The sequence below is a fragment of the Bradyrhizobium sp. Kon10 genome (genome assembly GCF_055807395.1).
This window is the reverse complement of record NZ_JBVVOZ010000024.1, coordinates 67581-93183: the sequence shown is the minus strand read 5'-3', so window position 1 is coordinate 93183 and position 25603 is coordinate 67581. Positions and strand designations below refer to the sequence as shown.

General features: G+C 59.9%; 21 protein-coding genes and 1 pseudogene. 7 read left to right on the top strand and 15 right to left on the bottom strand.

Annotation, left to right across the window (positions count from 1 at the left end):
* The 5 genes and pseudogenes from AC0L2O_RS27085 to AC0L2O_RS27065 form a co-directional block, all read left to right on the top strand.
* Positions 1 to 1096: pseudogene (locus AC0L2O_RS27085) on the top strand (hypothetical protein); the annotation flags it as partial.
* A gap of 40 nt (positions 1097 to 1136) precedes the next feature.
* Positions 1137 to 1895, top strand: coding sequence for a TIGR02391 family protein (locus tag AC0L2O_RS27080; protein ID WP_473371878.1), 759 nt, complete (start codon positions 1137 to 1139; stop codon positions 1893 to 1895).
* 220 nt (positions 1896 to 2115) lie between these two features.
* Entirely contained in the window at positions 2116 to 2934 is an 819-nt protein-coding gene (locus AC0L2O_RS27075) for a hypothetical protein (protein ID WP_473371877.1), read from the top strand.
* A gap of 852 nt (positions 2935 to 3786) precedes the next feature.
* Positions 3787 to 5139, top strand: coding sequence for a tyrosine-type recombinase/integrase (locus AC0L2O_RS27070; protein WP_473371876.1), 1353 nt, complete (start codon positions 3787 to 3789; stop codon positions 5137 to 5139).
* Between the two features lie 628 nt (positions 5140 to 5767).
* Positions 5768 to 5905: a hypothetical protein gene (locus AC0L2O_RS27065; protein ID WP_473371875.1), complete on the top strand. Its 138-nt coding sequence runs from the start codon at positions 5768 to 5770 to the stop codon at positions 5903 to 5905.
* A gap of 541 nt (positions 5906 to 6446) precedes the next feature.
* On the opposite strand, the gene AC0L2O_RS27060 is transcribed toward AC0L2O_RS27065, so the two are convergent.
* Entirely contained in the window at positions 6447 to 7769 is a 1323-nt protein-coding gene (locus AC0L2O_RS27060) for an NAD(P)/FAD-dependent oxidoreductase (RefSeq protein WP_473371874.1), read from the bottom strand.
* A gap of 337 nt (positions 7770 to 8106) precedes the next feature.
* Here AC0L2O_RS27060 and ltaE point away from each other — a divergent pair, with 337 nt between their 5' ends.
* Complete coding sequence (ltaE, locus tag AC0L2O_RS27055; RefSeq protein ID WP_473371873.1) at positions 8107 to 9141, top strand: low-specificity L-threonine aldolase; 1035 nt, start codon at positions 8107 to 8109, stop codon at positions 9139 to 9141.
* A 117-nt stretch (positions 9142 to 9258) separates the two neighbouring features.
* On the opposite strand, the gene AC0L2O_RS27050 is transcribed toward ltaE, so the two are convergent.
* From AC0L2O_RS27050 to AC0L2O_RS27035, 4 genes are all read right to left on the bottom strand, one after another.
* The gene (locus AC0L2O_RS27050; protein ID WP_473371872.1) at positions 9259 to 9624 is read right to left on the bottom strand and encodes a cupin domain-containing protein; all 366 of its coding nucleotides are present in this window, start codon (positions 9622 to 9624) and stop codon (positions 9259 to 9261) included.
* A 126-nt stretch (positions 9625 to 9750) separates the two neighbouring features.
* Entirely contained in the window at positions 9751 to 10785 is a 1035-nt protein-coding gene (locus AC0L2O_RS27045; protein ID WP_473371871.1) for a cupin domain-containing protein, read from the bottom strand.
* Positions 10785 to 11789, bottom strand: coding sequence for a 4-hydroxythreonine-4-phosphate dehydrogenase PdxA (pdxA, locus tag AC0L2O_RS27040; RefSeq protein ID WP_473371870.1), 1005 nt, complete (start codon positions 11787 to 11789; stop codon positions 10785 to 10787). The genes AC0L2O_RS27045 and pdxA overlap by 1 nt, the downstream gene beginning before the upstream one ends.
* Complete coding sequence (locus AC0L2O_RS27035) at positions 11789 to 12850, bottom strand: four-carbon acid sugar kinase family protein (RefSeq protein WP_473371869.1); 1062 nt, start codon at positions 12848 to 12850, stop codon at positions 11789 to 11791. The genes pdxA and AC0L2O_RS27035 overlap by 1 nt, the downstream gene beginning before the upstream one ends.
* Before the next feature lie 73 nt (positions 12851 to 12923).
* Between AC0L2O_RS27035 and AC0L2O_RS27030 the strand changes: the two genes are divergently transcribed.
* The gene (locus AC0L2O_RS27030; RefSeq protein WP_473371868.1) at positions 12924 to 13799 is read left to right on the top strand and encodes a LysR family transcriptional regulator; all 876 of its coding nucleotides are present in this window, start codon (positions 12924 to 12926) and stop codon (positions 13797 to 13799) included.
* Positions 13800 to 13806: 7 nt separating this feature from the next.
* Here AC0L2O_RS27030 and AC0L2O_RS27025 read toward each other — a convergent pair whose 3' ends face one another.
* The 10 genes from AC0L2O_RS27025 to AC0L2O_RS26980 form a co-directional block, all read right to left on the bottom strand.
* Positions 13807 to 14757 (bottom strand): ornithine cyclodeaminase family protein, encoded by a 951-nt coding sequence (locus AC0L2O_RS27025; RefSeq protein ID WP_473371867.1) that lies wholly within the window; start codon positions 14755 to 14757, stop codon positions 13807 to 13809.
* A 63-nt stretch (positions 14758 to 14820) separates the two neighbouring features.
* The gene (locus AC0L2O_RS27020) at positions 14821 to 16284 is read right to left on the bottom strand and encodes an aldehyde dehydrogenase family protein (RefSeq protein ID WP_473371866.1); all 1464 of its coding nucleotides are present in this window, start codon (positions 16282 to 16284) and stop codon (positions 14821 to 14823) included.
* A 22-nt stretch (positions 16285 to 16306) separates the two neighbouring features.
* Positions 16307 to 17485: an alanine racemase gene (locus AC0L2O_RS27015; RefSeq protein ID WP_473371865.1), complete on the bottom strand. Its 1179-nt coding sequence runs from the start codon at positions 17483 to 17485 to the stop codon at positions 16307 to 16309.
* A gap of 26 nt (positions 17486 to 17511) precedes the next feature.
* Positions 17512 to 18384 carry a GNAT family N-acetyltransferase gene (locus AC0L2O_RS27010; RefSeq protein ID WP_473371864.1) on the bottom strand — a complete coding sequence of 291 codons (873 nt, stop codon included), beginning with the start codon at positions 18382 to 18384 and terminating at the stop codon, positions 17512 to 17514.
* A gap of 214 nt (positions 18385 to 18598) precedes the next feature.
* Complete coding sequence (gene tdh / locus AC0L2O_RS27005; RefSeq protein WP_473371863.1) at positions 18599 to 19627, bottom strand: L-threonine 3-dehydrogenase; 1029 nt, start codon at positions 19625 to 19627, stop codon at positions 18599 to 18601.
* Between the two features lie 19 nt (positions 19628 to 19646).
* Positions 19647 to 20849, bottom strand: coding sequence for a glycine C-acetyltransferase (locus AC0L2O_RS27000; protein ID WP_473371862.1), 1203 nt, complete (start codon positions 20847 to 20849; stop codon positions 19647 to 19649).
* 34 nt (positions 20850 to 20883) lie between these two features.
* Complete coding sequence (locus AC0L2O_RS26995; RefSeq protein WP_473371861.1) at positions 20884 to 21834, bottom strand: homoserine kinase; 951 nt, start codon at positions 21832 to 21834, stop codon at positions 20884 to 20886.
* A 26-nt stretch (positions 21835 to 21860) separates the two neighbouring features.
* Positions 21861 to 23282 (bottom strand): threonine synthase, encoded by a 1422-nt coding sequence (gene thrC, locus AC0L2O_RS26990; protein ID WP_473371860.1) that lies wholly within the window; start codon positions 23280 to 23282, stop codon positions 21861 to 21863.
* A 54-nt stretch (positions 23283 to 23336) separates the two neighbouring features.
* On the bottom strand, positions 23337 to 24647 hold the full coding sequence (locus tag AC0L2O_RS26985) for an NAD(P)/FAD-dependent oxidoreductase (RefSeq protein ID WP_473371859.1): 1311 nt from the start codon (positions 24645 to 24647) through the stop codon (positions 23337 to 23339).
* Between the two features lie 54 nt (positions 24648 to 24701).
* A complete protein-coding gene (locus AC0L2O_RS26980) occupies positions 24702 to 25580 on the bottom strand; it encodes an ABC transporter permease (RefSeq protein ID WP_473371858.1) in 879 nt (292 codons plus the stop codon).
* Positions 25581 to 25603: the final 23 nt, after the last annotated feature.

The window sequence follows — 25603 nt, the reverse complement described above, 5'->3', positions numbered from 1 at the left end:
AAACTTGTTCGTCGTCTTGCTTGTCATGGCTCCATCCTCTCAGGAGTTGGAGCCTCCGGCAAACCCGGGGCGGTTCACTCGCTTCATCTGTCCGTCCTTCAGAAGGCCGGACTCTAACTTCAACTGGAGGAAATCGGCAGGGGCAGCTCAGCACTCCGCTAACTGCTGCGCGTTTCCAAGATGTAAAATGCCAATAGTGCACAACGCCACCATAGTCGGCCAAATTTGTCATATAAAAGCAGCGAGACCGGGCGGTGCTCGGTTCGACCCAAATCAATCGGTTCAAGATCGGCACAGTTTCGAAAATCTGATTTTGTTGTGTGCTAACCACCATACGATTGTCGATGACGATCCCGAAGCTTACACTGTTGCACGCTTGGTAAAGATGAAGGCCGAGCGTGAAGGCAAGAGTCCGGCACTTTCAGACGAAGAATCCAGCAACGGCGCTGAACTGTTGATCAACCAGGCCGTCCACTCTGCTAATCAGTCTGGTGGAATTACAGCGCATACGGTCAACTTATACGGCTCTAATCCGCACGCCGGGCAGAGCGACTCGCAGGCGCAGCAAGACGCTCGTCGCATTTTAGCACCCGAATTGAACCGAACGATTGCCCGCGTCCTCTACATTCATAGTCGAGCAATCCCAAATTTTGTTTGCGCATCAGTTGGACACGACATCGAGCCTAATGACCGAAAGGAAAATTTCCTACCGCATTGGCCGACGCTCTTTCCGAATGCGCCGCAGTGCAGCGCGCTTTCCTCCGACGATATCGTTTCTCTCAGTAGCTTCTACGATTCGCTTCACACGCTCTCAGATCTTGTAGATGAATGGTGGGGACGAGAAGACCAACTTCCGGTCAACATCTTTAATTCGATTATGCACCAGACACAGAAATCCTTGGAGCTGGCGCTCGTGTGCATAAAGAATTTTGATTTAAACTCGAACTTCCCGCCGCCAAACGCCGCGTTGGGGCCGCTGTCATCGCGGATCAAACGCTCCTTGCAATCCGCTGATGATGCATTGCGACATCACATTGCTCGTGCAGCGGCAAAGAATCGCAAAGCTAATTTGCCGACGCGTATCGGAAAGGTTTGAATGGTACCTATAACCGATTCCACGTGTGCTATGAGGTAGCATGATCTCCAAACACGTTCCAAACGCCGATCACCTCCTAGCCATGTCGACGGCGGATGTCGGCCGCATCATGCTGCTCATTGCGAAGGATGTGCGACAGAACGCGGGCTTCACTTACGAAGCAATCACTACCGAGCCATTCGGCACCGGCATGGCGACTGAACGGGGGAGCAGTTATCCCTTCCACAAAAAGCAGCAGATTGACGAGCACCTAAACAGGGCATGGCGCCAACTAGAACGCGAAGGATTTGTGGAAGCATCGCCTGGCATCAATGGTACCCATGGATGGAAGACCTTTACCGAAGCTGGTCTGGCTATTGCCAATGGACAGGACTGGGAAGCAACGCGAGCGGCGATGCTTTTCCCCAAGGAGCTCCTGCATGTCGCGATACGCGATAAGGTGTGGGCGGCTCTTGCAAGAGGCGAGTTAGACGAGGCTGTCTTCGCCGCTTTTAAGGCTGTCGAAGTTGCCGTACGTCAGGCCGGAGGTTACGAAGCGACCGACCTAGGCGCGGACCTCATGCGCAAGGCATTTGATCCGGGCGACAATCCGAAAGACAATCGCGGCAGGTTAACCAACCTGGCTCATCCGTCCGGAGAGCGCGAAGCTCTTGCACACCTATTTGCTGGTGCGATTGGCTCATACAAAAATCCGCATTCGCATCGCACCGTAAACCTCAGCGATCCGGCTGAAGCACGTGAGCAAGTCATGCTCGCCACCCATTTGCTTCGTATTGTTGATGCCAGGCGGCGGCAGTAGGTCCGGAAGCATTTCGCGAAGTCGGGTGAGAACGCACAACACGCGCATCGACGTAAGCAATAGCGGGACCCAGCCACCCTGACACGGCAAAGCCGTATCAGGGTAGGTCCTCCGACCTCGCGACCCATAGAAATGTTAGTAGTATGGTGGATCGCCTGGGAGTTGCCTCGCAACGGCCCAATTGGCCATCATCATAACGCAAAAAGGGGGGCCAGGAATAGTGACAACGCTTGCCGCTTGGAGTGGAGTCGATCCACGTGGTCCTTCATCACTTTATTTGGTCAGCGACAGCCGGATCAGCTGGGGATCGTATCTCAATCGTTGGGATGCTGGACGAAAACTCTTTGCCTGCAAGAGTACCCCCGACGTTTTTGGATATGTCGGAGATGTTCTTTTTCCTAGCCTCATGCTGGGACAGATCATAGCCGCGGCCGACGATGGGATGCTTTTCCCTACGGAGGCGAGCGCGCAAGCGAGGCACGCGATCGTTGCTGAGACAGTCAAGGTGTCGCTCGGCAGCCGTTTTAACGCTCCCGATCGCAGCTTTGCGATTCTACACGGAGCGCGAGATGGTAGCGGAATGAATGCACGCTTCCGTCTTTGGACGCTGACCTATGTGGCGTCGACCTGGACCAGAGCTGCGGTTTGGACAGATGAGGAGTTATCTATCGATGAAACACAATCTGCACTTCATACTGCGCTCGGATCTGGTGGGCACGCAGTCAAGAAGCAGAATGAAGACCTTCAATATGATCCTCAAGGGAGAACAAGCAGGGCAATATTCTGGGCCTTTTGTGACGCCCTCAAGAACAAAGCTGACCCTTTGAGTGGAGGTGCGCCACAGCTAATTGGGCTGTATCGCACCGAGATGGGAAAATCGTATGGGATTACCTACGAGGGACACCGCTACTACCAGGGCCTGCTGGTACCGGACTCAGCTCATCTAAACGGCATCGAGTGGCGCGATGTAAATTTTCAGCGAGTGGACGTTGCGACAATGCAAGTTCTGCATGGCGCCCAACGGCATGGGAGACGCTGACGGCCGGCAAATCGTCGCTCAGCAATTGAGAACTCAACAGAGATCCGGTCGCGCCGTCCATGCTGCGTCCATGCTGCGTGGAGCCGCCGAGAGCGCTTGGAAATTTTTGGGAGTCCGCGCGTCGCAAAATCCGCAGGAATTTCTCGTAGAAATTCGCACGAAATCAGATGTTTCGGGATGTTTTAGTGGTTGGGGCGGGAGGGATCGAATCTCCGCCTGGCGAAATCAAAATCGCCGATGCACAAATCGGTCTATCGGCGCTTCGAGATGGGATCGGTTCTCCTCTATAACCGCATGGCGGCTTATCGGCCAGACAACATAAGAGTTCACATCGACTTCAAGCACTATTTCGGTGGAGGCGCTGCGCAGCTGCCCCAATGCGTCGCCGATGACATTGAACATAAGTGGAAAAATGCCTGCTATGTCGGGCGGCTCTGATCAACATACAACATCAAGGAAGCGGTTCTGCCGGACAGCCTCCGAGTCGCCTTGGCCTCCGTCCAGACGGACAGAGTAGATCACAATGCCGAGAGTGGACTCGCCGGCTGGCCGCCAAAAACACCGTTTGAAAAACCGTTTTAGTTCGGCCCTCTCAAACGGTCTCTCTCGCTAAGGTCTTGATTTATTTGGTGGGCGCACCAGGGCTCGAACCTGGGACCCGCTGATTAAGAGTTCAAAATCGACGCCTCTCTACAATTTCTAAATCTGCGCCACACTACGACAACGTTCAAGAAGGCCTTTTATTTATAGAGACTTGTCGCATAGCTTCGCAGTCCAGCGAACCCAGACCTTCAAACACCTCGGCTCGCCAAAACCGTTTGAAAACCGTTTTAGCAGTTCAAGTCCGCCCTCATGACCGACATACGCATTGCTCTCAGCGACAAGGCTATCGCTCAGCTGCCGACTCCTGATGATGGCTGGTATCTGGCTCGCGACACTGAGTTGAAAGGCTTCTTCGTGGTCGTGGGGAAGCGAAAAAGGACCTTCACTGTTCAAGGTGATCTTAGACAGCGAGGAAAGCGGGCCTCATCCATCAGAGTGTCTATTGGAGATGCGAGCGAGTTGACGACTCGAGCGGCCCGCGCGATTGCCAAGGAATATCTTGCTCAGATCAGCAAAGGGCACCACCCGAAAGCGAGGCAAGACGGAAAGGCCGAACAGGCCGAGACCGATGGGAATAGCGCTGTAGCGGCCGCTACCCTGAGGCAGGCTTGGCAACGCTATCTGGAAGCCCACTTAATCCGAAAAGGCCGCAGCGAGAAAACGATAAGTGGCTATCGCGATCACGTCGAACGTCTCTTTTCGGAATGGCTTGACACTCCTCTGCTCGATCTTGCGAACGATCCAAGTCGCGTCGCCAAAAAGCATGATGAACTTACCAAGGAGAACGGTCCCTACATGGCGAATGGCAGCATGCGGACGTTGCGAGCCATTTACAATCATGCCCGGAAGACCAATCGATCGCTTCCACGTGACAATCCCGCAGATGCAGTCGATTGGAATCAGGAGGAGCGCAGGAACACTGGTATGGGCACCGGCGATTTGAAAGGATGGTTCATAGAGCTGGCCGACCTAGATAATCCAATCCGGCGCGAATTCCACCTTTTTACATTGCTGTGTGGGTCTAGGCCCACGGCATTGCAGCAGGCCAGGCCCGAACACATCGATTTTCGGCGGCGAACGCTCCACATCCCAAAGCCCAAGGGAGGCAGTAAGCGAGCGTTCGACATCCCGCTATCTCGGGAAATGATCCTGAGCCTTATTCGGGTGCTCCGTTTCGGCAGGCAAATGCATCCGTCTCAGGCGCAAGAGTGGTTATTTCCGGCTGAGAGCGCCTCAGGACACTTAGCTGAAACAAAGGAAGATCGAGATATCTTGTCAAAATGGGGCAATGACCTTCGTCAAACATTTCGGACGATTGCCACCTCTGCCGGCGTATCGGAATTCGATGCGAAGCTCCTCATGAACCATTCTATCCCTGGTGTGAACGCAGGCTATGTCACTCGACACAAGCTGGTTGAAGACCACCTGCGCAGCCAACAACAAGCTATCAGTACTGCCGTGTTTTCTGCGCTCGGAAAGTCGCTTACGGAACAAGAAGCTCTGAGCAATTGGCTTGGTCACAGGGCTAGCCGAAGAGCCGTGACTCAAGGGGGGCCAAACACTCTGGGTGAGGACCAAGCAAGAATTCGGCAGGCGGCATGACCTCAACTTGGCCGCCGGACGACTGTGTGGCAGCGTAGCTCGGAGGACTGTTCTGGAGACGGTGTGCCGAAAGTTGCGCGATCCCTCACCCCTCAGATGGCTTCGATACAGCGGTGCAAACCCCGGATCCGCGATTCCGCTAAGTCAGCCCCGTGAGCGGATTGCAGTGCTTTCCAAATGCATCGCAAAGATCTGAGCCTACCGGCGTCCGTTCGTAACGAAGTCAAGGCTTTGACTGCCGTTTTGGCCGCAACGGACCAGAATCCGAATGGCGGAATCAAAATCAGTTTGATTGTTGAATGATTTCAAGGCGCATTTGGAAAAATATGCTGAATTCCGCCCTAGCGATATCAATTGCTTAGCAAGCGTTTCCAAACATGGAAGCGATACGCAAGAGAAGATTGGCTCCGATCGATGCGAGACTAGGCGCATTCACCACGCAGCAGATCAATGCATCTGAATTGTCAGGCACATTCGAGTCCCTGGTGCATTACATCGCGAAACTCACCCTTTCAGAGGTTCGGTCCTCCTACAGGAATCGATTAGGATGTAGGTGCGGTGCGTCGGATCCCTTTGGCCCATTGCGGACGAAACTTGGCCAAGTTGATTGCCCTGGAACGGTAGCTCCATGATTACCGATGCGGAAATCGAGCAAAAGGCTGACGAACTCGACATCTCTCCGCAGAACGTTGAGCGCGATTACGTCCATGATCGTACCGGTGGCCGCACGAGTGGACCCGGCATCAAAAGCTTCTTTTCGGACTAGCTCAGAAACATCACTGCGACCAACCGATCATTCGTACCGCGAGATCAGGTAATGTTTTGAGGCCACGCTTCGCGCGAGACGGTGAGCCCATCAAGCGCTTCAGGAGGACAGATCAACGTCAAGCCCGAGCCGCTTCTGCCGACCACATTGTCGGGAATAGAATTCGGAAGGATTGGAAAAGCACCGTTTGAAAAACCGTTTTAGTTCGGCTCTCTCAAACGGTTTCTTTCGCTAAGGTCTTGATTTGTATGGTGGGCGCACCAGGGCTCGAACCTGGGACCCGCTGATTAAGAGGCGTGTGATTTTGCAGCAAAATCAGACGTCATTCCGACAACCGTTTCGTTCAACCTCCATTGAACCCGCAATTGGATTCCCCATTGTCGGAATGGTCCTCTAACCAACTTTCTGCGCTCGAGCGACGGAACTTTTTCGGCGTGGCTGTGGATGACAGGTGTCAGTCAACCTCCATTGAAATATTAGCTATTTTTCCGAATCCCTTGCTCGCCGCGGTGCGCGTCACGCCTGACTTCTGGCTCGATCTTCAGATGGCGGCTATGTCCAGCCTCGAGCCGTCGGTCAGACGCGACAGCCGGAACGGTGCGGGATCGACGCTAGGCGTGTCGTTGACGACGAGCTCTGCGGCCAGATAGCCGAGCCCCGGGCCCAAACCAAAGCCGTGACCGGAGCAGCCCGCTACGAGGACGAGGCCCTTCACCCCCTCCACCTGCGACACCACGGGCACTGCGTCCGGCGTGCAATCGACGAAGCCGCCCCAGGCGCTATCGATCTTGAGTTCGCCAAGTTGGGGGAAAGTTTTTCGGACGCTCTCCACCACCTGGCTTACAAGCCATTTCAAGGGCGGAGGATCGAGCATGCGATTCTGCTCGAAGATCCGATCATCGTTGGCCAGCAGCGCGGGCAATGAATCCGGCCCCGAAAAGAAGGATTGGCCGACGCCAATCCTGACATTCTTCAGGCGACGCAAGAACTGCGGCATGAACTCCCGGCTATACCGGATAGCCTGCGGCGTGATTTCGAGGTTCGCCTTGCCACTTATCGCGAGCGTATAGCTGCCGTCCAGTCGGCGCGTGATCGTGCAGTAGGGCGTCGAGACCGCCTCGCCGATGTTAATCGTCGGGGTGGATCGCAGCGCGGTCTGACGGATGCTTGCTTGGGGGAAACTGATCCCGAGCGGCCGAAGGAAGCGCGAGGACCAGGCGCCGGCGGCGCACAGCACCGCGCTGGTTCTGATATAGCCCTTCTCCGTGTGCACGCCCGCAATTTTGCCATTGGCCAGGTCGAGCGCCCGCGCGGCACATTCCTGATGGATCGTAGCGCCCAGAGTTCTGGCCCCCTCGGCGATAGCCGGCGCAGCGAGTGCAGGTTCGGCCTTGCCGTCCCGCGCCGAATAGGTCCCGCCAATCCATTTGTCGCGCGCTTCGGGGACGCGCTCGGCCACCTCCGCCCGGCTCAGCACGCGCGTGTCGACGTCATACTCCCTGGCGACCTCGCGCCACTTTTCCCAGCCCGCGAGCACAGCCTCGTCGTGGGTCGCATAGACGAGACCGCAACGACGAAATCCGAGGTCCCGATTGATATCGCGCGTGAGCTCGTCCCACAGGCGCATGGAGAGCACCGAGAGCGGTAGTTCGCGCCGGTCGCGGTTCTGCTGGCGGCACCAACCCCAGTTTCGGCTCGATTGTTCACAGGCGACGTGGCCCTTCTCGAGGAGCGCCACGGAGAGCCCACGCTTCGCCAGGTAATAGGCGGCCGTAGAGCCTAGGATTCCGCCGCCGACGATGACGATTTCGGCCTCGGCCGGGAGACGCTCATCGCTGTGAATGCGCTCGACGTGAGGCGACATGTTCCGATGAACCTCGGCTGCCAAGAATGCGGAAGCAAGTTCCGATCAGCCCTTCATCGCATCTGGCGGTCGATAGAATGTGCTGAAATCATCCAGGACTTCGAAACATGTTCGGGTTTTTTGGCCGCTCGAATGATACAAGCTGCTCAAGCAAGCTGATCGGCAATACCGGTCACGGCTTTGCAGAGATGCTCGCTCGGGAAGGCGTGGCGCGAGGAACGTCTAACTGCTTCATTGGTGATCCCATATCACCATAATCCGTCAGGCCGTATCGATAGTCCGACCCCTATTCTTTTGCTAGCACGACGGAAGCAGGCAAACCGATAGGATCTCGATCATGCAGTCCAGTGCAATCCGCCTCGATTTCCGCTCCGATACGGTCACCCGCCCTACCCCGCAAATGCGTGCGATGATGGCGGCCGCCGAGGTAGGCGACGATGTGCTCGGCGACGATTTCACAGTCAAGGCGCTAGAGGCGCGCGTTGCCGAGCTGTTCGGCAAGGAAGCGGGACTGCTGCTGCCGACCGGTAGCATGTCCAATCTCGCCGCGATCATGAGCCATTGCCAGCGCGGCGAGGAATATCTCTGTGGAAGCGGAGCTCATACCTATCTGTGGGAAGCTGGAGGCGCGGCCGTGCTCGGCTCGGTCCAGCCGCAGCCTTTGCCGGTAAGGGCCGACGGCACGATCCGCATGGACGATCTTCACGCCGCGGTTAAGGCCGACGATCCGCATTTTGCGGTGACGCGATTGGTCACGATCGAGAATACGTTCGGCGGGCGGGTCCTGCCGCGAGACCATTTGACCGAGGTCGTCGAGTTTGCACAAGAGCGGAAGCTCGCTACCCACCTTGACGGTGCGCGGATATTCAACGCGGCCGCGGTACTCGGCGTTGACGTCGCAAGCTTGGCAGAAGGCTACGATAGCGTATCGGTGTGCCTTTCAAAGGGACTCGGTGCGCCGCTTGGATCAGTGCTGGTCGGCGATATCAGATTGATCGCGCGCGCACGCCGGTGGCGCAAGATGCTCGGCGGCGGGATGCGGCAAGCTGGAATAATTGCAGCAGCGGGGCTGTACGCGCTCGATCATCATGTCGATCGCCTGCCCGAGGATCACGCGAACGCCAAGGCGCTCGCAGACGGACTGATGGGAATCGAGGGACTGAGGGTGACACCGCCGCAGTCCAACATGATCTTTGTTGAGCTCGCACCCGAGCTGGCGACTCGGCTATCCGACACGCTGCGCGAACGCGGCATCGCGGCGAGTTTTTGGCCGGGTGGACGGATGCGCTGGGTCACCCATCTCGACGTCGACCGTGCCGCCGTTGACGAGGCCGTCGAAGCAGTGCGCGAGATCGCTGAGAGGCGGAGATAAAAGGCGCCGCAAAATGGGTTGAATAAGCCTCGGGGCAGAATGTGATTGAGCCACGAGCGCCGCCGAGGAGGCAGCGCTCGCGGGAAAGTTGATTCTGTCCCAGCACCTGACGCAGTTTTAGGCTGCCGGCATGCTAACGACGACGTAGATTTTTCGCACCGTCTCGATCGTCTTCCAGACGCCGACATAGCCGGGTTTCATCACAAAGCTGTCGCCGGCGCGAAAAATGCGAGGCTCCTTGCCCTCCTCGGTCAGTTCCACCACGCCGGAAAGGATGTGGCAGTACTCGAAGGTCTCGCCCTTGATCGACCGATTCTCGCCAGGCGTCGCCTCCCAGACTCCAGTCTTCACCGAGTCACCTCGGGACGAGTCCTGCTCCCAGGTCTTGTAGGACGGATCGCCGGAAACCAAGCGGCCCGGCAGGGTCTTCGAGTGCTTTGGTTCGGCGGTGGGGGCGAAGTCGAGCTTGACGAGAAGAGACATGGTGACGACCTTTCTTACGTGGTGGAGGTGGACCGCGATGAGCAATCGCGCTCGGGGGCAGCCAGGCCGAGCAGCGGCGGGCCAGCCGACGGCGACAAACGTTTGTCTCGATCGAAGGCAGGCGGCCTAGCCTGCGACCTCGTGAGCGGTACCGGCATCCCGGGCTGTGCCGGGTTCGAGCAGCACGACCTCGCAGATATCGTCCAGCGCGACGGGACAATGTTCGACCCCATGCGGGACCACGATGAACTCGCCTTGCTCGATGATCTCGTCCCGATCGCGGAATTTCATCAGCAGGCGACCCTTGTGCACCAGGAAGAGCTCGTCACTGCTCCTGTGAAAGCGCCAGGCAAACTCGCCGGCGAACTTGGCCAGCTTGAACTGCATATCGTTGATCTGACCGGCGATCTTCGGAGACCAAGTCTCCTTGAGCTGTCCGAACGAGTTGGCCAGGTTCTTCTTGTGGAGCGGCGAGAGATGCCGGTTCAAAGCGGCCACGTCACGAATGATGGCCCCGAGCTGGCGAGCGACGTCCTTGTCGTCGGCCGGATACTTGCCGTCCAACGCGGCGGTACCGATGGTGAAACCAGCGGCTCCCGCGTCCTTCAGGGCGGCGATCCGCTCAGGCGTATCGATCGATCCGGCCACATAAACGGGCTTGGGCACCGCCGCGGACACCGCTTTGATGAGGGCCGGGGCGTCTTCCTTGGACCGATAGGCGAGCAGGTCGAGGCCATGAACGCCTTCCCGCGCCGCGAGCGTCTTGGCGCTCTCGACGATCTCCTCGATGCTTCCTTCGAGCACACTCGGATGACCGGTGATGCGACCCGGGAAGGGGCAGTATTGAATGTCCGTCCCCGCAAGGATCGGCAGGACGTCGTCAACATTTGTGCCGCCGAGCAGGACGTCAACGCCGATTTCGACCGCCGCCTTCGCTGAAACGATCTCACTCTGCTGGTCGAGTGAAACGACTTCGAGATAGGAGGTCGCGCCGTCTGCCTTGATGGCCTGATTGAGAACTTTGAGACGGTCAATCGGCAGGCCGACGTCCTTGAAGCCAATGTGGCGAACGCCGAGGCTCAGGGCGGTCTTGAGCTGTTCCGAGGCGTCCTCGACGGTGCGATCGTTGCGCGTGAGCATGAAGATGAAGCGAAGGCCCATTAGACTACCCCTTCTTTGGTCTTGACTTGCGCGGCGACGAGCCTTCGCGCGTAAGCCAGCGCGGTCTCGATACTGGCGGTATCGGCGATGCCTCGGCCTGCAATGTCGAACGCCGTGCCATGGTCAGGGCTTGTACGGACGAACGGCAGGCCGAGCGTGATGTTCACACCCTTTTCGAGGCCGAGATATTTCACGGGAATCAGACCTTGGTCGTGATACTGGGCCACGACCACATCGAAGCGGCCCTTGCGGGCCTGCATGTAAACGGTGTCGCCCGGCCAAGGGCCGCTGGCGTCGATGCCCTCGGCGCGTGCCGCCTCGATTGCGGGTCCAATGATCCGGATTTCCTCGTCGCCGAAGAGGCCGGCTTCGCCGGCATGAGGGTTGAGCCCTGCGACCGCAACGCGCGGTGCCGCGATTCCGAGTGCCTTCCCACCCTCGTTTGCGAGCCGAATGGCCGACATCTGCGCATCAAAATCCGCCTCGTCGATGGCCTTGCGCAGAGACGTATGGATCGTGACGAGTACCGTGCGGATTTCGTCGTTGGCCAGCATCATGGCGACGCGGTTCGCGCCACCATACTCCGCGAGAATCTCAGTGTGCCCGGGATACCGAATGCCCGCGCTTGCCATCGCTTCCTTGTTGATCGGCGCGGTGACGATGCCGCTGACCTTGCCGGTTTTGGCTGCGGCGATGGCGGCGACGACGGCGTCGAAGGAAGCTTGGCCGGCCACGGCGCTGACGCTCCCGAGCGGCGGCGGCGCGATGATCTGCGTCGCGTCAATGACCTCAATGGACCGCGGCCCAGAGCGCGCCTCTTGAGGATCGGCGATGCGCTTGACCTTGAGGCCGAGATCCAGACGACGGACGATATCCTCCATCACGACCGAGCTGCCGAAGACGACCAAGCTTTCACCGCCTTTGGCCAATGTCTTCGCTACGATCTCCGGGCCGATGCCGGAGGCATCGCCCATGGTGATGGCGAGGGGAGCGATTTGGGTCATCACAGAACCTTTTCTGACACGGAGGCGCAGGCGCGGAGCCGCGCGACCGCACGACGCAACGTGTCGTCGTCGCCAAAGCCGCCTGCCTTCATGGCTATGAGGAGCTCTCGTCCATTGAGGAACGCGCGGCCAAGCGGAAAGCCCGGCTCTAGCTCTTGCAAGATCTCGAACGAAGAGATGTCCAGGCCATCGAGGATCGCTTCCATCGTATCCCCGCCAGTGGCTATCACCACGTCGAAACGCTCGTCGACCACTCTTCGAGCCGAGGCCTGCGCAATGTCGAGCAGGATGGAATTGGGGTCGTCGATACGTTCCACTGGAGTTCGAAGCAGGGCGACGCCGTGCTCCGCCCCGATCCGATCGGCCTGACGATGGCTGCGCGGGTTCGCGCTGCCGACAACAACAAGAATCTCGCTGCCCCCGCCCAGCGTCACGTCAGACGCAACCTGAACCGGCGCAAGCCGCTTCGCCAAAGCCAGAGCCATGCCCGGAGAGCCCACCCACAGGATCGACTCCGGATCCCGCAATGCCGCAATCTTTACGTCGAGCTCGTCCTGGGTCGCAGCATCAAGGATGACGACATTGCCGATGGTGGACGGGACGAGCTCAACCAACCGGGAGTGTCGTGCCGGATGGACGGGATCGCGACCATAGCCGGTCTCCGCGACCGGGATGCCATCGACAAGCTGAACGCCGCCGATGGTCGTACGCCCTGCGGCCGGAAACGCAGGCGCGAAGACCAGCTTCTTGCGACCGCTCGCGGTGAAGGCCGCTTCCATCTCGGCCCTTACATGTCCGCGAAGAGTCGAGTCCACAGTCTTGTAGAGGACATCTCGTGAGGCGAGTTGCGCTGCAAATACCCGGGCTCGCTGTGCCGCTTGCGAAGCTAAAAGTGATCGCGATCCGCTATCCACGGCGAGGATCGTCGCCTGCTGTAATGGAAGCCGGCGTCGGCCCACAAGAGCTCGCAGTCCCCGCTCGACAAACGGAGCGGCCCCATCCGCGGCGCTGGTCAGGTCATCGGCAAGGATACCGATTGTGTATCGGCCATTGGTTCGCATGGGTCAATTATGCCAATCGAGTCCGGCATAAAAAGCGATAGTTTCTGCGATTATTGGTGATATGATATCACCAATGAAACGGTCAGAAGTACCTTCGTTGGATGACTTACGTGCGTTCGAGACCGCGGCACGCCTCGGGTCGGTCCGCTTGGCCGCAGACAGCCTCGCGTTGACCCACGGGGCGGTGAGCCGCCGTATCACCAAGCTGTCCGAAGATCTGGGCTTCAAACTCTTCGAAAAAAGCGGACGTGGGCTGCGGCTTACCGCTGCTGGAGAGGTGCTCAACCTCACAGTGGGCCGGTTCTTCGCCGAGTTGGCGACAACCGTTGAGAGCTTGCGCGCCGCCAACGCTCGGCAGAATGCACTTGTTCTCTCATGCGAGCCGTCTGTCGCGATGCGCTGGCTCATTCCAAGGCTTGCAAGCTTTCAGGCCGCCCAGCCCGATATCGCTCTGCATCTGTCGGTCGCCGGCGGCCCTGTCGAGTTTCGCCGCGACCGGATCAATCTCGCCATACGTCGGCTCGACTTTGCGCTTCCCGATGCATGGCATGTCCAACGTCTTTTTCCTGAAAAGATGGGACCGGTCATGAGCCCCCAACTCGCGCCAACATTTGCTTCCGGTGAGTACATCGCCTTGGGATCAAAGACCCGGCCGGACGCCTGGTCGCGCTGGCTTTCCAGCCACCCGTCAGTGCGGCGCCCCACAGAGATTCGCTTCTACGACCACCACTTCCTCATCGTTGAAGCCGCATCCGCCGGACTGGGTGTTGCGCTCAGCCCTTGGGTCCTTGCTACCGACGACATCGATAGAGGGCGGCTCATCGCCCCTGCCGGTTTCGATCCCGACGACAGCCACTACGGCTTGATCTGGATGGGAGAAGCTGAACTGTCCGGAAAAGCACTCGAGCTTGCTCAATGGCTGCAAGGACAGGTGCAAGAATTTATTTGACCAGCCTCTAAAGATTCGGCGCTCCCTTGCTCACGGATAGAAGGAATTGGCCAATATAGACATCCTGGAGAGCAATGCCGGAGCTATCGAAAATGGTGATATCTTCCCGCGCGATCCTGCCCGAACGATGCCTTTCAAGCACCGCGCCGATTGCGTTTAGAACCAATTCGCCGCGTTCGATCCTATCGCGAACATGCTGGAATTCCCCGATCTGGATCGATTGCTCCGGCAGATCGCAAAACAGCTTCGCATGCTCGAAGAGCTCGCTTGGTAGCTCTTGTTTGCCCTGCGCGTCGGACCCCATAGCCGCGATGTGCGTGCCCGGACGCACCCAATCCTCCTTGAAAAGCGGAAGACGCGACGGCGTCGCGGTCACAATGATATCGGCCTGCCGACACGCCTGTTCCGCCGTCGACACATGGATTTCGAGCTTCACGCCACGGGACGACAGCCTAGTCGCGAAGTCCTTCGCCTTGTCTCCATTGCGAGAGACGATATGCAGGCGCTTCAGCGGAAGGATGCGGGCGAGCGCACAGCATTCGAACAACGCCTGGTTCCCTGCACCAAAGATCGCCAATGTCTCCGAATCCGGCCGCGCCAGCGCTTCCGCCGCCACCGCATCAGCCGCAGCCGTTCGATAGGCATTGACGGCCGAAGCCTCGATCATCGCGCCGATCCGCCCGCTCTCCTGATCGATCAGGAAGATCGTCGAACTATGGCGTGGCCGACCTTTACCGGGATTGTCGGGCCAGAACGAGCCGACCTTGAAGCCGGCCAATTCGGGCGTCGAACCCGACTTCAGAGAAAAGGTGTTCTGGCGATCCGAGCCATGTGCGATCACGGCCGGAAACACCTTCGCATCGGCGGCAGCCGCCGCGATAAGCGCTTTCCGCACCGCCTGGAAAGCGGATTCATGTGAGATGAGGTGGTTCGAGTCGCTCTCGGAGATGAATGCCACCACGTGCTATCCTATCCATGCATTGTGAAAACGCCGAGCGCCCCCGTTCCGACAGGGAGCGTTTCATCGATAAAATCCAAGCAGGGCCTTGGTCTCAAGATACTCCTCCAGCCCTTGGATGCCGTATTCGCGACCATTGCCGGAGCGCTTGTAGCCGCCAAAAGGTGCGTTGGGATCCCAGTCGGGATAATTGAGATGAACTTGACCCGACTGGATCTGCCTGGCGACGGTCCGCACCTTTTCCGTATCGGTGCCTTGCACATGGGCGCCGAGGCCGTAGACGGTGTCATTGGCGATCGCGATCGCCTCGTCCACGGTGTCGTAGGGAATGATCGACAGCACCGGGCCGAAGATCTCCTCCTGCGCGATCCGCATGTCGCGACGGACGTTCGAGAAGATGGTCGGACGCGCATAGAAGCCAGTCTGAAGGTCGCCGGGCCGCCCCGGCCCGCCGATGACGAGTTTGGCGCCTTCATCCAGGCCGACGCCGATCATGGCCTGTACGCGGTCGAACTGCGGCCGGTTGGCGATCGCGCCATGGGTCGTGCCTTCCGCAAGGGGATCGCCGACCACCAGTTCTGAAGCGGTTGCTGCCGCCAGGGTCTCGACCTCTTCCATGTGTGAGCGAGGCACGAGCATGCGCGTCGGTGCGCTGCAGGACTGGCCGAGATTGCGGAAGGCGGCGCCGACGCCGAGCGGAACAGCACGGCTGAGATCGGCGTCCGGCAAGATGATGTTCGGCGACTTGCCGCCGAGCTCCTGGGCAACGCGTTTGACGGTGGGCGCTGCCGCTTGCGCGACGAGAACGCCGGCGCGCGTCGAGCCGGTGATCGAGATCATGTCCACCTGCGGATGCGACGCCAGAGCGGCGCCCACGATTGGACCGGTGCCGTTGACGAGATTGAAGACGCCGGGCGGACAACCGGCGTGGTTCATCACCTCGGCGAACAGCAAGGCGCTCAGGGGCGACAATTCACTTGGCTTCAACACCACCGTACAGCCAGCTGCGAGCGCAGGACCGACCTTGGCCGTGATCTGGTAAAGGGGCCAATTCCATGGCGTGATGAGGCCGCAGACGCCAATTGCCTCGCGCATGATCGCGGTGCTGCCGCGCGCGGCGATGAACTGATAATTCGCGAGATTGTCGCGGGCGACACGGATATGTTCGGCTGCCAACGGCACCTGGGCGCGACGCGCGTAGGTGATGGCGGCTCCCATCTCGCAGGTGAGGGCCTGCGCGAACAGCTCCAGCCGCTGGAGAAGCAATCGATGAACCCGGTTGAGCAGCGCCGCTCTCTCGGCGGGCGGCGTCACGGACCAGCCGGCGAAAGCTCGTCTGGCGGCTGCGATGGCGCAGTCCACGTCATCGTCATCGCCGAGCGCGACGTCAGCGATCGGCTGCTCGGTCGCCGGATTGACGACGGTTGCTGCTGCCGTGACCGATCCGATCGGCTTCCGCCATTCTCCGTCGATGTAGAATCTTCCGAGGAAGCCGGCTTCCGTGAGGTGTCGAACGGGCGAGGTCATTGGTAGCGATCCTTTCGACGGCCTACCAGCCGCGCATCCGGGGCCATCGTGCCTCGATCGCGTCGCTGTCGGCGGAGACGACGTTGTACAATTCGTGTTGCGATGCCGTGGCACAGGCGTGATTGGGAAGGATGCGGACCTTCGCGCCGATCGGAAGATCAGGCAAAGCGCGCGCCGACCCGGGCCTGACGGCGAGGATGCCGTGCTCCTGGCTCGCCTGCGAAACGATCAGGTCGGGAAAGACCTTGCCGGCTACATCGCAGACCAGTCCGTATCCTTGGTCGACCCGCTGCGCCGCGGTGCCGCGATCGCGCGACAGCGCCATCCAGCCCGCATCGACCAAAATCCAGCCCTTCTCGGGTTTCTTCCCGATCACGGTGGCGACCACCGAGATGGCGATGTCGTTGGTGGTGCAGACACCGACGCCATGCATGACCAGATCGAAGAACATGTAGACGCCGGCGCGTATTTCCGTGACGCCGGTCAGGTCTTCGGCGAAATGTGCGGTCGGCGTCGAGCCGACGCTGACGACAGGACATTCATGGCCGGCCGCGCGCAAGGTCGTTGCGGCGGCGACGGCCACGGCGCGCTCGTTCTCCGCAGCCGCAACGAGGGCCTCGGGCGTGAAGAGGCTGTAGGACTCGCCGGCATGGGTGAGAACGCCGGCGAGCCTGACGCCGGCCTCGGCCATGGCGGCCGCAACGACCACGAGTTTGGGATCGTCAGCGGTCAGCCCACCGCGATGACCGTCGCAGTCGATCTCGATGAAGGCCGATGGTGTCACGCCAGTGGCACGACCGGTCGCGCCAAGCATGGCGGCCTGCTCAGACGAATCCAGCAGCACCTTGATATCGATGCCTGCTTTCCGCAGGTTCATCGCTCTGCTGGCGGTGTGAGGCCCAAGTCCCACGGCATAGATCATGTCCCGGAATCCATGCCGTGCGAAATACTCCGCTTCCGCCAGGGTAGAGACGGTGATTGGTCCCGCCCCCCCGGGATAAGCGCATCGCGCGACGTGGATGGATTTCGCGGTCTTCATGTGAGGACGCAACACGACCCCTTGCCCGGCCATGCGAGAAGACAGGCGCGCGAGATTGCGATCCAGCCGGTCCTTGTCGAGCAGGAGAGCTGGCGTTGCCAGCGCGCCGATCGTTGCGGCTGCCTCGTCCGCACCCGCGTTCGGGATATCCGTTCTGTCCATCTCCGTTCGCATGATCCCGATGTTCCCTAGCCGAACGACTGATTGGGAATCGCAAACACTCGCGCCGGCCCTGCCCATGGAGTAGGCGTTCCAAGCACCATGGTGGTGGCATCGCTGACGCGCTGCAGGCCGATGCTTTCGAGCCATTCCCCAAGCTGCGAGGAGGCAGGAATATCGATCCGGACGAAGACAGGTCCGAGCCGCGCGATCGCAAATTCGATCAGCGCACGTGCATCGGTCGAGCTCTCGGCCACCACGGGGCCGATGACGTGGCCGCGGCCGAAAAGGCGAGAGATGGCGTAGCCGCAAAATACGCCGTCGCGCAGCAGAACATAGCCGTCACCGCTGTCAAACAGCCGATTCAGCATCTGTCGCCGCTCCAACCCCGTCGCCGCGCGGTCGAGCCGCGCGATTGCCCCGAACTCCGATGCAGCCATCGGTCTGAGGAGACCCGATTGCAGCGTCTCGTGGCTCTGGCGTGGAATTCCCTGATGCTGATGGATAATCCCAGTCGGCACAAAGCCGCGCCGGCGATAAAGCGCGATCCCTTCGGCCGTCGAGTTCAACGCGATGGTCCGTGGGCGCGCGGACGTCAGCAACGCATCCATGAGCCGGGCCCCATAGCCGCGGCCCTGAGCTGCCTTTGCGACGATGATCATGCCGGCGGACGCATGAGTCTCGCCGTACGGCCACCACGCCGCGGTCCCGATCACCGTCCCATCCCGTTCCAGGACAAAGCCTTGGCCCAGCTGCAGCGCGACATCCCAATCTTCGAGCCGATAAGGCCAGGACATCTCCTGCGAGAGCTTCAGGGCGCCTTCCAGATGCGCTCTAGAGAAAGGAAGCAGGGCCACGTCCTCATTGTCGCGATGGCCGACTGGATAAGCTGCGGCTGTCATGATTGGTCAAAGTCTCTTGCTCGGGTTGCAGGCCTAATCGCCAGCGCCTGACAGCGTGAGGTCATCTCATAATCCCCATGCAGTTCGCAGCGTAATTTGGGTCCGACAGCATTACGCAGCCGGACTGGCGCAAAGTTCGGCATAGAATTTCATTGATGATGCGGCAGCAGGATCAATCTGCTGTCCGCGGCAGACGCACACTCGAAGGGCGTATTCACGCCTTCCAGTCCAGGACGATCTTGCCGCAGTCGCCGGTGCGCATGATCTCAAATCCAGCCTTGAACTCTGTGACAGGCAGGCGGTGCGTTATGATTTTACGGACGTCGAGACCGCTTTCGAGCATTGCCAGCATCTTATGCCAGGTCTCAAACATCTCCCGCCCGTAGATTCCCTTGACGGTGAGCATCTTGAAGACAAGCTTGGTCCAGTCGACGGTCGCGGGCCGAGCAGGGATACCAAGCATGGCGATCTTGCCGCCCATCACCAGATTTTCGACCATTTGGTCGAACGCGGCCGGCGCACCGCTCATCTCCAGCCCCGCATCGAACCCTTCCTTCATGCCGAGACGCTGCGTCACGGACCGAAGATCTTCATTGCTCACGTCGACAGGAACGACGTCAGCGACATCAGATGCCAATGCCAAACGATGCGGATTGACGTCGGTAATCACGACGTGCCGAGCGCCGGCATGTCGGGCAACTGCGGCGCTCATGATGCCAATTGGGCCTGCTCCGGTGATGAGCACATCCTCGCCGACGAGGTCGAACGACAATGCTGTGTGAACGGCGTTGCCGAGCGGATCGAGGATGGCCCCGATCTCGTCATCGATCGCATCAGGGAGCGGCACGACATTGAAGGCGGGCAAACGCAGATATTCGGCAAAAGCTCCGGGAATATTGACACCGATCCCCTTGGTTTCAGGATCCAGGTGAAACCGCCCTCCTCGCGCAGCTCGGCTGCTCATACCGACAACATGGCCCTCACCCGAAACCCGCTGCCCAATCGCGAACTTCGTGACGTTCGCGCCTACCTCAGCGATCTCACCTGCATATTCATGGCCGACGACCATCGGGACAGGGACGGTCCGCTGCGCCCACTCATCCCAAGCGTAGATGTGGATATCCGTCCCGCAAATCCCGGTCTTGTTGACCTTGATGAGGACGTCATCCGGCCCGATCTGCGGAATCCCCCGTTCGTCGAGCCAGAGCCCGGGTTCAGGGGCTGCTTTGACAAGAGCTTTCATGAGAGCACCTTTGTAATCATCAAATCACGCCAAGCGCTTTGCCGGCGTCGGTGAAAGCGTCGACGGCCAGTTCAACGTCCTTTTCGCTCAGCGCGGCAGACATCTGTGTCCTGATCCGGGCCTTTCCCTTGGGGACAACGGGATAGAAGAACGCGGCGACGTAGATGCCGCGTTCATCCAGCGCGGTTGCCATATCCTGCGCGAGGCGCGCGTCGTGCAGCATGACTGGAATGATTGGCGTTTCTCCCGCGAGCAGTTCGAATCCCGCCTTCTCCAAGCCCGACCGAAAGCGCTGCGTATGCGCAGTGAGAAGCTGCCGCCGGTCGTCTGCTGTTTCCGCGATCTGGATCGCCTTGATCGATCCCGCCGCCACGGCCGGAGCGAGGCTGTTGGAGAAGAGATAGGGGCGCGCCCGCTGTCGAAGCAGATCAACAATGGGTCGTGACGCCGCAACAAAGCCCCCCATCGCGCCACCCAGGCTCTTGCCGAGCGTTCCCGTGACGATATCGACCTGCCGGCATGTGCCTGTCAGCGTCGGCGTGCCACGGCCGCCTTCGCCGAGATGACCGGTGGCATGGCAGTCATCTACTATGACGGCGGCGCCGTACCTCTCGGCCAAGCCGCAAATGGCGGGGAGCTTGGCCACATATCCGTCCATCGAGAACACGCCGTCCGTGGCGATCAATTTGAACCGGGCTCCGTCCCTGTCCGCCTCCTTGAGCCGATCCTCAAGCTCGTTCATGTGGCCGTTGGCGAAGCGGTAGCGCCTCGCTTTGCAGAGACGCACGCCGTCGATAATGGAGGCGTGATTGAGAGAATCTGAAATGATGGCGTCGTCGGCCTCCAGAAGCGGCTCGAAGACCCCGCCATTGGCGTCGAAGCAGGCCGCGAACAGGATGGCGTCATCCTTGTCCAGATAGCGAGCGATCGTGCGCTCGAGTTCGCGGTGCAGGGTTTGCGTACCGCAGATGAAGCGCACGGATGCCATGCCAAACCCGAACTCATCCAGGCCTCGCTTTGCGGCTGCGATGATTTCGGGATGATCCGCGAGACCCAGATAGTTGTTGGCGCAAAGATTGACGAGCTCGCGCTCGGAGGACTGCGAAACGACACTGATTCGACCGGCCTGGGCGCTCGTGATGACCCGCTCGCGCTTGTAGAGGCCCTCCGCCTGGATCTGCGAAAGAAGCTCGCGAATCCTACCTTCTAGGATCGGCGCCATTGTATCCCCATCCTCGCTGCCGCAAATTGCACGATCATGATAATGCGAACTCTCCCCGGAGCATGATCAAGATGCGCTCGAAGTGGCTGGGATCATGCGGCTTGAGGACGGCAGCCTGCCGAGGCAAATGCACATCCCAGAGGCGCGACAGCCAAAACCGGAATGCCGCAGCGCGCTGCATCGCAGGAAGCAGCTTGTGTTCGGAGGAAGTCAGCGGCCGGGCGCTCTCATACGCACCCAGGAAAGCGGCGGCTCGCTCGACATTGTGGCGGCGGGTGAGGCCATCGACGCACCAGTCGTTGAGGCACACTGCTATATCAAACAGAAACGTGTCACATCCCGCGAAATAGAAATCAATGACGCCGGACAGGCGCGCCTTCTCGAACAACACGTTGTCGCGGAAGAGATCGGCGTGGACCGGCCCTCTGGGGAGTTGCCTGTAGGTCGAGGACAAAGCGAGTTCGTTCTGGAAGGTCAATTCAGTCGAGAGCAGCGAGTGCTGTCCGGCGGATACGTAGCGACCGAGCGCCGGCATGACCTCGTTCCACCATTGAAGGCCGCGCGGATTGACCTGGCGTCGTGGGTAATCACTTCCGGCGAGGTGCAGGCGGGCCAGGCACTCCCCGACGGAACTGCAATGGGCGGCCGTTGGCTGTGTTTCACTTGCACCAGGTAGCCTGTTGACGACCACCGCGGGTCGCTTCCTCAGGGAGTGAAGGATCACGCCATGAGCGTCAGCAACCGGATCCGGCACGGGCATGCCGCGCACCGCAAGATGCTTCATGAAGTGAAGGTAAAACGGCAGTTGCTCGAATGTGAGACACTCGAACAAGGTGAGCACATAGGTCTCGCCATCCGTATCGACGAAGTAGTTCGTGTTCTCGATTCCCCCGGTAATCCCACGAAGGGAACGAGGCGCGGCGAGTCCCAGAGCTCGAAAGAACGCTGTCACCTCGTCGAATGATAATTCGGTAAAAACGGCCATGGCGCAACAGTTCCCGGTTTGTCCGCTCAGGAGGCCTGCACAATGTGCGCGATGTAGTTCTTTACCGCCTGTGCGTCCGCAGGAAGGGTCTTGACCCGTTTCGGCAAGTCTTCGATGCCATCGAACCGCGCTGGACGGTCCGGCTCGCGGCCCAACGCTTCCTTGATCGTCGCAGCGAATTTGATCGGCAGGGCAGTTTCGAGCACGATCATCGGCTCCCCGCGGGAACCGTGCATATGCGCGACCGTCACACCATCTGCAGTGTGTGGGTCGATCATGGTCTCGTAGCGCCCCCACGTATCACGGATCGTTGCCAGCCGATCGGCATGGGCGCTCCTGCCGCTGCGGAAGCCGAAACGGGCTGCCGCATCGGCGAAGCAGGGATCTCCGCTTAGATCGAAAGCCCCTCGTTCCCTGAGTTGATCCTCAAACAATAGTTTGGTCCGACCAGCGTCGCGACCGAGGAGGTCGAACACGAAACGCTCGAGATTGGAGGCCTTGGAAATGTCCATGGAGGGGCTTGACGTTTCCAGCGTGTTCGCGTGGCTTCGAACGCGATAGATGCCGGTGCGGAAGAACTCGTCGAGCACGTCGTTTTCGTTGGTCGCAAGGACCAAACGGGATATCGGAAGCCCCATCATGCGAGCAACATGACCAGCGCAGATGTTGCCGAAGTTTCCTGAAGGCACGGTAAAGCTCACGCCTTCCGGCGCCGTTTCGAACGTTTGCAGGTAACCGGAAAAGTAATAGACGACCTGGGCCACCAACCTCGCCCAGTTGATCGAATTGACGGCTCCGATGTTGTACTGCCGCTTGAACTCCAGGTCGCCTGACACGCGTTTGACGATGTCCTGGCAGTCGTCGAACACGCCGTCTATCGCGATGTTGTGGATGTTCTCGTCCTGGAGGCTGAACATCTGGGCTTGTTGAAAGGCGCTCATCCGCCCGCGGGGCGATAGCATGAACACCCGCACACCCTTCTTGCCGCGCATGGCATATTCCGCCGCGCTCCCGGTGTCGCCACTGGTCGCGCCAAGAATATTCAAATTCTTCTGTCGGCGGCGCAATTCGTACTCGAGCAGATTGCCGAGCAACTGCATGGCCATATCCTTGAACGCCAGCGTCGGACCGTTCGACAGGCCTTGCAGGTAAAGCCCTGGCTCAAGCTTTCGCAGCGGCGCGATATCAGGGCTTCCGAACACTTCCTCGGTGTAGGTTTTCTCACAGATTGTCTTCAGGTCAGCAGGCCGGATGTCGCTGACATAGAGCGACAGGATTTCGAAAGCCAGGCTGGAGTACGGCAAGCCACGCCACGCCTTCAGCGTAGCACTGTCCACGCGAGGGTAGCTCTCGGGAACGTAGAGCCCGCCATCCTGCGCGAGCCCCTCGAGCAATATCTCGCAGAACTGCTTGCGACCCAATTGGCCGCGCGTGGAGACGTAGTGCATCGTTTCTCTTCTTTAGGCGGCCATGCCGCTAGTTGGATGCGGTGATATCAGCCATCAGCGGCTGGCACGCCACAGCGCGATCCGATCACGCATGCGATAAGTCTGGATGAAGGCAGGCATGAACCAGGGATTGCCTCGATAGAACGGGATGAAGGCGGGAGGGCGGAAGTCAAAGGCCGTGCGTGCTCGCTCCTCATGGCCCATGAGCTTGTGGGCCGCATGCATGCCGATCCATGGAGCCCAAACGACGCCCGAGCCGCAAAAACCGGTGGCGTAGACGATGCCGTTCTCGTCGAAGATGCGGGGAATCATGTCGCGGTTCATCGCCACGTTGCCGAACCAGCTGTGCGAGAGGCGAACGCTCTCCAGTTCCGGAAACAGATTGATCAGGCCCTTGCGCAAGAGCAGCTTCGGGGAGACTGGATCGCCGACGCGGGAGCTGTCGCGGCCACCAAGCAGAATGCGTTTGCCGTCCGGCGAAGGCCGGTAATAGAAGCCGACCTCCCTGTTCTCGGTGATCGTCATCAGTTTGGGCATCAGCCGCGTCATGACCTCGGGCGCAAGCTCTTCGGTCGCAATGATCCGGCTGCGGACCGGGACCAGCCTGCGGCGCAGGAAGGGCGCGGCACCATCGGTGTAGCCGTTGGTACAAACCAGCACCTGGCGCGCCTGCAACGGACCGGCCGCGGTGACGACACGGAATCCAGCACCGTCTTTTTCGATCGAGATCACGGGCGTCCGCGCGTGGACTGTCAATCCGGAACCGAGCGCGACCCGCAGGAGTTCGGCGTGGAATTTGGCCGGGTGCAGTCCGCCGATGTCCATTCGAACCGTGCCGCCGCGATAGACATCCGTGCCGATGTACTTTCGCTGCTCGGCATAAGGAACTGCATAAGCCTCGATCCCCAGCCTCTTCGCGAGCCTTTCCGCGGTCCGCGCCATGGATTCGTATTGTTCATAGCCAAACGCGCCTTTGAACTGTCCGACCGGCTGAAAGTCGCAGGCAAGCCGTTCCGTCTTGATGAAATCGTACAGGAATTCGCGTGCGCTCTTGCCTTCGGCCTCGACAGCCAGCGCCCTCTCCTCCCCGAACCGCCGCGTGAGCGTCGCGAAATCCGGCCGAATGGATCCGCTGGTGATGCCGCCGTTGCGCGTAGAAGCTCCCTCTCCCGGATCCATCGCATCGAACGCAGCAACGGAGCGTCCTTCGCGCGCCAGCACCAGACCGGCCGAGAGGCCGGCATAGCCCGCGCCCACGATCAGCACGTCGAGCTTCTTGGCTATTGGCTGCAAAGGCGGAGGCTTAAGCGGCGCGGCTTCCCACCAGTAGGGCGTCGCCTTCTCGTCAACTCTCGGCGCGTACATGGCGTGTGCTTCTCTTATGATACCTATGTTCAGCCGCGGCTTGGCTCACATTGATCAAAAATTGTCGTTTCGTACGTCGAGGGCATCTCGCAGCCCATCGCCGATGAAGTTGAAGCTCGTCACGGCGATCGTGATCGCGGCACCGGGAATGATGGCGAGCCATGGAGCACTGGCCAGATATTGCTGGGCGCCGTTGAGCATGTTGCCCCAGCTCGGCAGCGGCGGCTGGATGCCGTAGCCGAGGAAGCTGATATAGGCTTCCAGAAGGATCGCGCGGGCGACCGCCAAGCTTGCGGCGACGATGATGGGGCCCATGGCATTAGGGAGGATCTCGCGGAACATGATGTGCGCCCTGCTAAGCCCGACCATGCGCGCAGCCTGGACGAACTCGCGCTCGCGCAGCGAACGGACCTCGGCCTCGACGATTCGCGCAGTCTCCATCCAGCTCGTGACGGCAATGATCACGGTGATCATCACCGGGTTCGGCCGCAGCGTTGCGGCCAACGCCAGGACGAGGAAGATCGAGGGATAGGACAGGAAGCCATCCACCGTCCGCATCAGTGCCGCCCCGATCCAGCCTCCACGATAGCCGGCTGTCACGCCGACGAGCGTACCGATCAACGTCGACAGCAACATCGCGGAGAATCCCACCGCCAGCGAGACGCGACCGGCCATCAACAGCCGCACGGCGAGGTCACGCCCCAAGGGATCCGTGCCCAAGTAATGGTTGCCTGCCAGGGGCGGAGCAAAGCGGGCGCGCAGGTCGATGTGGAGCGAATCGTAGGGCAAGGCATAGGGACCGATGGCACACGCCAGCACAAGCAGCGTGATCATCGCGATCCCAACGAGGGCCAGATGATGGCGCATGAAGCGGTACACCGCACGGCTATGCCACCAGCGAGCCGGAACTGAGTGTGCGACGATAGCGGTCATGTCTTGCCTCCTGTAACGGGCGT